Origin of the sequence: Azospirillum sp. B4, from assembly GCF_000333275.1 — a bacterium.
GTDB lineage: Bacteria > Pseudomonadota > Alphaproteobacteria > Azospirillales > Azospirillaceae > Nitrospirillum.
On record NZ_BACU01000086.1, the window covers coordinates 1 to 11,185 of the forward strand.

Annotated in this window: 9 protein-coding genes; all 9 read left to right on the plus strand. The window is 68.1% G+C overall.

Annotated features, from left to right (window positions below):
• On the plus strand, positions 1 to 1,070 hold a 1,070-nt coding region (locus I55_RS04200; RefSeq protein ID WP_044559253.1), incomplete at its 5' end, for a DEAD/DEAH box helicase.
• A 4-nt stretch (positions 1,071 to 1,074) separates the two neighbouring features.
• Complete coding sequence (locus tag I55_RS04205; RefSeq protein WP_044559254.1) at positions 1,075 to 1,317, plus strand: Lrp/AsnC ligand binding domain-containing protein; 243 nt, start codon at positions 1,075 to 1,077, stop codon at positions 1,315 to 1,317.
• A gap of 241 nt (positions 1,318 to 1,558) precedes the next feature.
• Positions 1,559 to 3,808 carry an LPS-assembly protein LptD gene (locus I55_RS04210; protein WP_252181004.1) on the plus strand — a complete coding sequence of 750 codons (2,250 nt, stop codon included), beginning with the start codon at positions 1,559 to 1,561 and terminating at the stop codon, positions 3,806 to 3,808.
• 104 nt (positions 3,809 to 3,912) lie between these two features.
• Positions 3,913 to 4,518 carry a glutathione peroxidase gene (locus tag I55_RS04215; RefSeq protein WP_083900829.1) on the plus strand — a complete coding sequence of 202 codons (606 nt, stop codon included), beginning with the start codon at positions 3,913 to 3,915 and terminating at the stop codon, positions 4,516 to 4,518.
• Between the two features lie 170 nt (positions 4,519 to 4,688).
• On the plus strand, positions 4,689 to 5,414 hold the full coding sequence (locus tag I55_RS04220; protein WP_044559255.1) for a hypothetical protein: 726 nt from the start codon (positions 4,689 to 4,691) through the stop codon (positions 5,412 to 5,414).
• A gap of 2,891 nt (positions 5,415 to 8,305) precedes the next feature.
• Entirely contained in the window at positions 8,306 to 8,782 is a 477-nt protein-coding gene (locus I55_RS04230) for a peptidylprolyl isomerase (protein ID WP_044559262.1), read from the plus strand.
• 283 nt (positions 8,783 to 9,065) lie between these two features.
• A complete protein-coding gene (flgF, locus tag I55_RS04235; protein WP_044559257.1) occupies positions 9,066 to 9,785 on the plus strand; it encodes a flagellar basal-body rod protein FlgF in 720 nt (239 codons plus the stop codon).
• Between the two features lie 26 nt (positions 9,786 to 9,811).
• On the plus strand, positions 9,812 to 10,597 hold the full coding sequence (flgG, locus tag I55_RS04240) for a flagellar basal-body rod protein FlgG (RefSeq protein WP_044559258.1): 786 nt from the start codon (positions 9,812 to 9,814) through the stop codon (positions 10,595 to 10,597).
• Positions 10,598 to 10,623: 26 nt separating this feature from the next.
• The coding region (locus I55_RS04245; protein ID WP_044559259.1) for a hypothetical protein at positions 10,624 to 11,185 on the plus strand (562 nt) is incomplete at its 3' end.

Below are 11,185 nucleotides of genomic sequence, written 5' to 3' on the forward strand. Positions count from 1 at the left end.
GGCACATGCCGCCGGAGATCCGCCGCCTGGCCGATGCCTTCCTGATGAACCCGCGCGAAATCACGGTGGCCCCGCCGGCCTCCCCCGCCGCCACGGTGACCCAGGCTGTCGCCATGGTGCGGGGCGAGGACAAGCGCGAGGCCCTGCGCCACCTGCTGCGGACGGAAGACGTCAAGAACGCCTTCATCTTCTGCAACCGCAAGCGCGACGTCGCCGTCCTGCACCAGTCGCTGACCAAGCACGGCTTCAACGCCGGCGCCCTGCACGGCGACATGGTCCAGTCCAAGCGCACCGAGACGCTGGAGCAGTTCCGCCAGGGCCAGATCGCCCTGCTGTGCTGCAGCGACGTGGCCGCCCGCGGCATCGACATCGCCGGCGTCAGCCATGTGTTCAATTTCGACGTGCCCCATCACGCCGACGACTACGTCCACCGCATCGGCCGCACCGGTCGCGCCGGCAAGACCGGCCGTGCCTTCATGCTGGCCACGCCGGACGACGCCCGCACCCTGGGCGCCATCGAGAAGCTGATCGGCCGCGAAATCCCCCGCATCGAGATCGACGGCCTGGAAGCGCCCGACATGTCGGAAGGCGAAGGTGAAGGAGGCGGTCGCCGCCGTCGCGGCGGCCGCGGTGACAGCGGCGGCCGGGGCGAACGGAGTGGCAGCCGCCGCCGCGGAAGCGGCGAAGCACCGCGCGCGGCCCAGCCGACCGCCGAAGCGGCGCCGGAAGCCGTGGAACCGGTGGAGGCCAAGCGCCCTGAACGCCAGGAACGTGCGGAGCGGCAGGATCGTCCGGAACGCGGCCCCCGCGACCGTGGTGGCCGGGACCGCTACCGCGACGGCCCCCGCAACGACACCCCGCGCGAGACCGTCCGCGAGGCCCGCCCGCCGCGCCAGGACGACCGGCCTGACCGGGGCGAGCAGCGCCGCCGCTGGCGGGATGACGATGACGGCCCCTCGGTGGTGGGCTTCGGCGACGACGTGCCGGCCTTCATGCTGCGCGTGGCCCGGCCCGTGTCCCCAGCCCCTGCCCCCGAGACCCTGGACGGTACCGACGCGCCGGAGGCGTGAGCCCATGCAGACCATCTTCGTGCAGATCAAGTGCGAGTTGGGCAAGGCCTATGAGGTGGCCGATTCGGCCGTCGAGATCCTGGAAGAGGTGTCCGAGGTCTATTCCATCTCCGGCCAGTACGACCTGATGATGAAGTGCTACCTGGGTGACGAGGCCGACATCGGCCATTTCGTCACCCAGCGCCTGCAAACCCTGCCGGGCGTCAAGGACACCTTCACCATCATCACCTTCAAGGCGTTCACCTGACCCTTCCCCCGGCCCACGCGGGCCGGTTTCCCGCCGTTGCCGGCGACGATATCGGGAGAAGGTGCCCGTGGAACGGGCCAGCCGTGTTGACTTGGCCCACGGCATGGGCAAGAAGGTGATCCATGAAGCGGAGCAAGGACATCGGCCGAATGGCCCAAAGCGGCGGCACCCCCACCCCACGCCCCCCCTTGGGTGAGCGCCTGGGTGGAAGATCGGGCAAACGGATGGGGAGTGCGACCCGTTGAACGCACGTTCCTCGACCGCGGCGCGGCGCGCCATCGGCATGGCCCTGATCATGGCCTTGATGTCGAGCACGGCCCTGGCGCAGCAGCAGCCGGCCCCCGCCAGCCCGCCCCCCGCAGCGCCCAAGAAGGAGCAGCCGCCCGTCCTGTTGGAGGCCGACCAGGTCGATACCGACAACGAGCTGGGCATCACCACCGCCACCGGCAACGTGCAGCTGTCGCAGGGTGGCCACGTTGTGCTGGCCGACACCATCAGCTACAGCGAGCGCACCAACGTCATCACCGCCAGCGGCCATGTCGTCATGATCCAGCCGGACGGCGAGGTCATGTTCGGCGACTATGCCGAACTGACGGAGGATCAGAAGCAGGCCTTCGTCGATCAGTCGCGTATGTTGCTGCAGGACAACAGCCGCATCGCGGGCTACCAGGCGGAGCGCGTCGACGGCCGCTACACCCGCGTCACCCGCGGCACCTACAGCCCCTGCAAGCTGTGCGAGGATGACCCGACCCAGCCACCCACCTGGCAGATCCGGGCCAAGCAGGTGACGCACGACAGCACCTCGCATGACATCTTCTTCCGCGACGCCGTCATCGAGGTGGCGGGCGTTCCCATCACCTACATGCCCGCCTTCTCGATGCCCGATCCCAGCGTGGATCGGCGCAGCGGTTTCCTGACGCCCACCATCGGATACAACAGCAACCTGGGCATGTTCGGGCGCCTGAAATATTATTATGACGTGGCGCCGGACAAGGACCTGCTGTTCGATATCATGCCCAGCGCCAACGATGGCCTGCTGCTGGGCACCAAGTACCGTGAGCGCTTCACCAACGGATACCTGGAACTGCAGGGCGCCGCGACCTACGCCAAGAACCCGCAGGCCTCCTCATCCGGCACCATCAGCCCCAGCGAGTTGCGCGGCTGGGCGCAGGGCATCGGCCGGTTCGACATCAATGACGCCTGGCGCTGGGGCTTCGACCTCAATCGGGTGACCGACAACAACTTCCTGCTGCGCTACAACTATAGCGCCGAACAGTTGCTGACCAGCCGGCTCTACACCGAGCGCTTCGCCGGCCGCGACTACTTCAACGCCGGCATCTACGGCTTCCAGGACCTGCGCCCGGCCAACACGCTGGAAGAGCCGGTGGCCCTGCCGCTGGTGAACTTCAGCGCCCTGGGGGAACCCGGCGAGACCCTAGGCGGCCGCTGGTCCTACGACGCGCAGTACCTGGACCTGTGGCGCGAAAAGGGCACCCGCTCCCGCCGCGCCTCGCAGGTGGCGGGCTGGCAGGGCGACTACACCAACAGCCTGGGCATGGTCACCACGGTGAACGCCCTGCTGCGCACAGACGCCTATGCCATCGGCAACATGAAGGACGCCACCTACGGCGGCCCCAGGGACGATTTCACCCGCTTCCGGGTTTTCCCTCAAGGCCAGATCATGACCCGCCTGCCCTTCGTGCGCGAGGATGGCACGGTGTCGGAGATGATCGAACCCATCGTGGCCTTCACCGCCGCGCCCAATTACCACAACAGCAAGGATCTGCCGAACGAGGACAGCCAGGACATCGAATTCGATTCCACCAACCTGTTCCGTCTCAGCCGGTATCCCGGCGTCGACATCCTGGATGGCGGCCAGCGGGTGACCTATGGCGTGCGCGCCGGTGTCTATGGCAACGGCGGCGGCAGCAGCACGCTGTTCTTCGGACAGAGCTACCGTCTGCAGCACAACACCGACTTCGCCACCAATTCCGGCCTGTACAGTCGCCAGTCCGATTATGTCGGCCGGTTGGAACTGACCCCCAGCCCGTGGATGGATGTCAGTTACGGCGTTCGCCTGGATCCGAACACCGGCGCCCAGCGCATGCACGACTTCACCGGCTCGTTCGGTCCGTCCATCTTCCGGGTGAACGGCAGCTACCTCTATATCAACAAGCTGGAACTGCAGAACGGCTCGGTCGCCGACACCACGACCAACCTGCAGGAAATCAGTGGCGGCGTCACCTCGTCCTTCCTCAAGTACTACACGGTGGGCCTCTCTACCCGATACAATTTGGCGGAAGGCGGCGGTCCCGTTTCGACCAGCCTGACCACCACCTATCAGGACGACTGCTACACCTTCTCGCTGATCATGGAACGCGACTACGCTTCGCGCATCGGCCTTGCGTCAGGTAACCGTATTTACTTCCGCATGATCTTCAACAAGCTTGGCATGTTCGTAAGCCCCGCGTTCACCGGCACCTCGCATTAGTCTGTGGGGGAATGCTGGCCCCGGGGATATAATTCCATGATCGCGATCAGGCGACGCTCCCAGGCAGAGGGGCCCGCCGCCGATGCCCCCGAGGGAGAGAACCGATGCCCGCATTCCCGCTGAACCGCCGCGTCCTGTTCCGGGGGCTGGCGGTGGCCGCCGTCGCCATCGCCGGCCTGACCGCCGCCGCCCGCCACGGCGATGCCGCCGCGCCGTTGCCCAGTTCCGCGGCCGGCTCGGCCTATGACTACAAGTTCATCTCCATCGATGGCGACCCGCTGCCGCTGAGCCAGTTCAAGGGCAAGGCCATCCTGGTGGTGAACACCGCCTCGCTGTGCGGCTTCACCCCGCAGTACAAGGGGCTGGAGGCGCTGTATACCGCCTATAAGGACAAGGGCCTGGTGGTGCTGGGCGTGCCCGCCAACGACTTCCATGACCAGGAGCCGGGCAGCAACAAGGAAATCAAACACTTCTGCGACACCAACTTCGCCGTCGACTTCCCCATGACGGAGAAGGAAACGGTGACCGGCGAGAAGGCCCACCCCTTCTACAAGTGGGTGAGCGCCGCCAAGGGCGCGCCGAAGTGGAACTTCCACAAGTACCTGATCAGCCCGGAAGGCGCCCTGATCGCCGCCTTCCCCAGCAAGGTGGAGCCGGAATCGCCCGAACTGAAGGCCGCCATCGACGCCGCCCTGCCGCACAGCGGCTGAAGACGGCCGGGGCGTCTGGTCCGCGATGATCAAACGCCGGTGGTATAAATCCGACAGCCGCTTGAGTTTGGGGAGCGGCCCCGCTAGGGTCAGGCCCGGGAGACCAGTTCTCCCGGGCTTTTCACTAATACCTTGTTCTCCCTTACCTTCTGCTGGGTGTTGGCGCCGCGATGAGTTATGGCCTCTATGATCACAGCCGCCGGGCCCGCCGCCGTTTCTGGGGGCGTTTGGGAAAGTTCCTGCTGCTGGCCGGCGTCGTGGGCGTGGCCTGCGCCTTCAGCTATGAGGTGGGCCAGGAACAGCTGATCCGCCGGGAGCAGAACCTGCAGGCCCAGCTGACCCAGACCCAGGCCGCCAAGGAAGAGGTCGAGCGCAAGGTCACCCAATTGCAGGCCAGCCTGCAGACGGCGGAGGTGCGCGTTAGCGAGTTGCAGGTGCGCTACGACCGTGACGTGCCCACGGGCGACCTGGGGCGCCTGAAGGATCTGCTGGCCAAGAAGATGGTGGAGGGCGTGGACGCCGGCCGCCTGGCCCTGATCATCGAGCAGACAGGCACGCCCCGGTCCTGCGGCAAGGCCGAGACCAAGCGGTTCGTCCTGTCCACCTCGCTCTACAAGGGGCCCAACACCTCGGCCGGCTTCGCCGACGGCGCCGTGGTCGTCTCCGGCGAGGGCGCGACGTCGCGCAGCCCCGATGGCGCGCCCCAGTCCTGGTTCGACCCGGCCAAGCCGGTGACCCTGAAATTCACCGAGAAAAGCGGCAAGGAAACCCAGACCACCGGCATGCTGCCCCTGCAGCACTCGGTGATCATCGAGGATACCGAATACCGCTTCAAGATCAGCCCCGGTTCACGCTCCTTCGTCGACGTGGTGGGCGACCATTGCCCGTTTCCCTGAGGTAGGTTGCCTCAAGCGCCGGGCGAGGCCCGCTACCGTCCGTCCCTGGCGCCGGCGGCCGATAGGTCGCCGCCATCCAATTCCAGGTCCAGGTCGACAGGATAGCCGCCGTAGAAGTCCGGGTTCAAGCCGCGCAGCAGCAGGCGTGCCTTGGGGTCGGTGAGGAAAGCCCCTTTGGGCTCCAGCGTCAGGGCCTGGATGTCGTAGTTGGCCAGCGCCCGGGTCACCAGCGCCACCTTGCCGTTACGGTCGGGGTTCAGCACCACGGGCACGCCGGCACCGGTATCGGTAAAACCGATATGGCCGGTCTCCGCCTGCAGGCCGCCGAAGGCCAGCACCGGTGCCCATCCGTCGAACCGTCCCAGCAGCCGCCCATTCAACGTGGCCTGAAGGCTATAGCCGACCGCACTCCACGCCGGCAGCGCCTGGGCCAGATCCGCACCGGCCACCGTGGCGCTGAAACCGCCCCCCTCCTCCGGCGCCAGGCGCACTTGGCCCCCCGCCCAGCTCAGGCCGCCACCCTGCAACACCACGCGGCCGTCCACCACCTGGAAATCCAGGCCGATGTCCGCCAACGCCAGGGCGGCGCGCACGGCCTTGGCCTCGACATGCTGGGCCGGCGGGCTGTGCAGCGGGAACAGGCCATCCAGGCTCAGCTTGCCCCGCAACCCCTCCACCGCCAGCAACGGCCCGGCCAGGCCGACGCCGTCCGCCCGCACCTCCCCCGTTCCGTTCAGGCGCCCCTCCTCCCAGGTGAGATTCAGCCCACCTGCCACCGTGCCCTCACCCTGCACCGGCCCCGCCAGGACGGCAGTCGGCAGCAGGCGTGTCAGGTCCGGCATGGCGGCCAGGACCAAGGGCTCCAGGATGGCCGAGGCCTGTCCCCGCTTCTCCGCCCCAACCCATTCCCCCGTAAGGCCCAGCACCAGGGGTGTATCCACCCCCTTGGCTTGGCCCGCCAGGGACACGGTCCTGGCGGGATCGCCCGACAGGGTGACGCCTAAGGCCAGGGGCGGCAGTCCCGTTCCCTCCACCCGCCCCCCGTCCAGAGTGGCGGTCCAAGGGGCGGCCCGGTTGGTGCGGTCGAAACCGGCGACCAGGCGCGCGCCTTCCAGCCGCCCGCCCAGCAGGACGGGCGCCTGCACTTCGGCGGCGCTGGCCTCGAACGCGGTGAGGCCGGCCACGTCCCAATCGGCGCTGGCGTGCAAGCCGGTCGTGCCACCGGCCAGCAAGGGCGCGGCCGCGGCCCCGAGCCGCCCCACCAGGGCACCTTGGGCATCGGCATGCCCCCGCCGTTCCCGCCCCCAGCCACCACGCCAGTCCAGCGCCAGGTGGCCGTCGGCGCCGGGATCCCAGCCCAGGCTGACCGGCGTGCCCTGGCCGTCCCGCAGCCGCCCGCCCGCCTGTGCCGGCCCGGTCAGGTCCAGGCGCCAGGCGCCGTCCCCTTGCGGCCGCAGGATGGCGCTGCCTGCCANGAAGGCCGCCATCAGCGGCAGTTCCGGCGCCGTCATGTCCGATGCCGACAGGCTGAGCGCCAGGGAAGCGCTGTCGGCGGCGGCGGCCACGGTCAGCGTCCCCTGGCCAGCCCAATCCCCCGCCCCGCGGGCCGTCAGCTTCACACCCCAGGGCGCCGCCTGCGGGGCGGCGACCCAGGGTCTCGCCCCCTCCGCCACCAGGTGCAGGCTGGGGGTGTCGGCCATGGCGCTGACGGTCCAGCGGCCAGGGCCGCCTTGCGCCACCAGATGGCCACCGATGGGACCGGGCCAATCGCGCACGCGCAAGCCCTTCACCGTCAGCTCCGCATTGGCGCCGCCTTGCCCGCCACCCGCTTCCGGGCCCGCCGACAGCGTGCCGCTGACCATCGGCAGGGTGTCCGCCGCGGTTTCCAGATGAAGCGCGGGACCGGCCGGCGTCTTGTCCACGGTGACGGTCAGGGCGAGGGCCGGCCATCCATCCGCTGGGTGCAGCACCGCTTGGCCGCGCCAGCCCTCATCCTGATGATCCATCACGGCGTCCAGGTCCATGGGCACGGACCAGGGGCCGTAGGCCAGTTGAACCGCGCCGATTTCGACATGACCGATGGGCATGTCGATCAGCCGGGCCAGCGCCTGCCCGCCAACATGGCCGGCATCCAGGCTGACCCCGTTCAGCGCCAGGCGCGCCGGCGGCCCCCACGGCAGCAGCCCGGCGAAGCTCACCAGGGCGGTATCCACCTCCAGCCCTGGTTCCAGACGCACCCCCGCCTCCAGCCAGCCCCAGCCGGCATGCCGCACGGTGACCTGGGCCTCGGGATAGCCGACCTCGGCCAGGGCGGCCACCAGCCGTCGCGCCGCCGTGCCCGGCAGCATCAGCCGGCCGGCAAGAATGCCCCCGGCCATGGCCACGGCCAGCGGAATCAGGCCCCACAGCCACCGGGCACCCCAGGGAGGCGGCCGCCAGCCACCCACCGGCCAGACGCGGGGCAGCAGGCGCCGCCATGCGCCCGCCCCCGGGCGCGCCCCTGGACGCATCTTGTGGGCCTTGCTGGCCCGCAAATCAGGTGGCCGCATCCCCGGCGGCGGCCGTAACGGCGGCATGGACATGAAGACGCACCGATCCCTTCGCAGGCCGGAATGCATCCGGAACCCGTGTGGAGAGTGGCAAGTCCCGCGACCCGCGACAAGCCGCGGCACAGCCCCCTGTGCGCGGCAATATCGCCCTGGTCGCGGACCTCGATCCCCTCTCCATGCAAGCACCTTGCCGGTTCAAGGCTTCCCGCCGGGGAATTTTGCCGCGGATGGGGGGCGGCTCCGCCACAAGGGCGGTTCAAATCGGTGGGCGGGGGCGCTATGGTCCGCCGACCGGCAAAGCCGGACACGGACGCGCCCATCATCAAGAACGAGCTTCCCAAAATGGATCTTGAGAACACCCTGTATCTCGACCTGCCGGCCGGCCGCGTCGTCATCGCACTCCGCCCTGACCTGGCCCCCAACCATGTCGCCCGCATCAAGGAACTGGCCCGCGACGGCTTCTACGACGGCCTCAGCTTCCACCGCGTCATCGAGGGCTTCATGGCCCAGGGCGGCTGCCCCACCGGTGACGGCACCGGCGGTTCGGGCAAGAAGCTGAAGGCGGAATTCTCCACCGAGCCGCATGTGCGCGGCGTCTGCTCCATGGCCCGCGCCATGAACCCGGACAGCGCCGACAGCCAGTTCTTCATCTGCTTCGACGACGCCACCTTCCTGGATCGCCAGTACACCGTCTGGGGCCAGGTGACCGAGGGCATGGAATTCGTCGACGCCCTGAAGAAGGGCAGCCGGACCAACAACGGCAGCGTCAGCAACCCCGACCGCATCGTGAAGATGCAGGTCGCCGCTGACGCCGCCTGATTTCCGACGCCGCCGCCATTAACCGCCCGCCCCCTAAAGGGGCGGGCGGTCTGCTTTTGGGGATAGGGCGATCCACGGGGCAAAAAACGCCCCCGGCGGAGAGATGGAACCGCCCGGTCCGGCAGAAACTGCCGCCAGAGGAAGACCCTGCCCTGCCTGCCTGCCCCCTCCTTAGCTAAGCCATTGATTTTCCATCACCTCGAATGTTGGCACAACCCCTGCATATAGGGAGGCGACTAACAAGCCGGCGGCATCGACCGACGGCAACGAGTTCGAGGCGAAAATGGAAAACCCGATTTACGTCGCGCTGTCCCGCCAGGAAGCGCTGTCCCGGCAGCTGGATGTGGTGGCGAACAACATCGCCAACATGAACACCACCGGGTACAAGCAGCAGCGCATGCTGTTCCAGGAATACCTGGAGAAGCCGGCCCGCGGCGAACGGGTTTCCTTCGTCCAGGACTATGGCCTGATGCGCGACACCCGCGCCGGCACCTTGCAGGTGACCAACAACACCCTGGACCTGGCGCTGAAGGGCGACGGGTACTTCACGGTGGAAACCCTGTCCGGCCCCCGCTACACCCGCGCCGGCAACTTCCAGCTGAACGACCGCCGTGAGTTGGTGGACCAGAACGGCCTGCCGGTGCTGGACACCAACGACAACCGCATCACCATCCCCGACGGCGTCACCGACCTGAAGGTCCAGGGTGACGGCACGGTCATGGCCGACCGCGCCCAGCTGGCCAAGCTGAAGATCGTGACCTTCGACGACCAGCAGCAGCTGCAGACCCTCGGCGGCGGCCTGATGACCACCAATCAGACGCCCCAGCCCTCGGCCAACCCGCAGGTGACGCAGGGTGCAATCGAAGCCTCCAACGTCCAGGCCATCGTCGAATCCACCGTGATGATCGACGTGCTGCGCCAGTACCAGATCACCCAGAAGCTGGTGGAAGAGGAACACGATCGCATCCGCAACGCGATCACTCACCTCGCCAAAGCCCAGTGACGACGAAGTAGCAGGAGCAACAGACCATGCGTAGCCTCTCCATCGCCGCCACGGGCATGCAGGCCCAGCAGACCAACGTCGAAGTCATCTCGAACAACATCGCGAACATGACGACGACGGGGTTCAAGCGCGAACGCGCCGAATTCCAGGACCTGCTCTACCAGAACATGCGCCGCGTCGGCTCCAACTCGTCGGACGCCGGCACCATCGTCCCCACCGGCATCCAGATCGGCGCCGGTGTGAAGACGGCGGCCGTGTACCGCATCAACGAGCAGGGCAATATCACCACCACCGGCAACAGCCTGGACCTGGCGATCAACGGCAACGGCTTCTTCCAGGTGACGCTGCCCAGCGGCCAGATCGCCTATACCCGCGCCGGTTCCTTCCAGCTGAACGCCAACAGCCAGATCGTCACCTCCGACGGCTACCTGCTGAACCCCGGCCTGACCATCCCGCAGAACGCCGTGGACATCACGGTCGACGCCTCGGGCCAGGTGCAGGCCAAGATCGACGGCCAGGTGACCCCGGCGACGGTCGGCCAGATCAACCTCGCCAACTTCCCCAACCCGGCGGGCCTGGAGGCCATCGGCGACAACCTGCTGCTGGAGACCCCGGCCTCGGGCCAGCCGGCCACCGCCGTCCCCGGTTCCACCGGCTTCGGCCGCCTGACCCAGAACGCCCTGGAAACCTCCAACGTCAACGTGGTGACCGAGATCACCAACCTCATCCAGGCGCAGCGCGCCTACGAGATGAACTCCCGCGTCGTGACCACGACCGACCAGATGCTGCAGTCCATCACGAACATGAAGTGATGAGCGCGGGATACCGGAGATCAGTCATGAAAGCCTTGGCCACCATCCTGCTGGGCACCAGCATCCTCTTCGGCGCCGGCGCGGCCACGGCCGCCGACCTGCCCGGTGCCACCTTGCACGGGGATACGGACGTCAACGCCGAGACCATCCGGCTGGGCGACCTGTTCGACGCGCTAGGCCCCAACCAGGCCGCCGTCGTAATCGGCCAGGCCCCCGCCCCCGGCCACCGCATCACCTACGACGCCTCCATCCTGGAGCGGATCGCCGCCGCCAACGGCGTGGACTGGAAGGCCAAGGGCACGGAACGCGTGGTCGTCAGCCGCCCATCGGTCGATGTCACCGCCGACCAGATCCAGGCCGCCTTCACCAAGGCCCTGGCCGACGCCGGCGCCCCGGCCGGCATGGAAGTGCAGCTGGACAACCCTGGGACCATCCTGCGCCTGCCCGCCAACAGCGACAGCAGCATCGGCTTCACCAACGTGAACTACGACGCGGCCCGCGGCCGCGCCACGGGCGACCTGGTCATCCCCGCAAGGGTGAGCCGGTCATCCGCCAGAGCTCGGCGCCCGCGTCGCCGTCATGGTCACC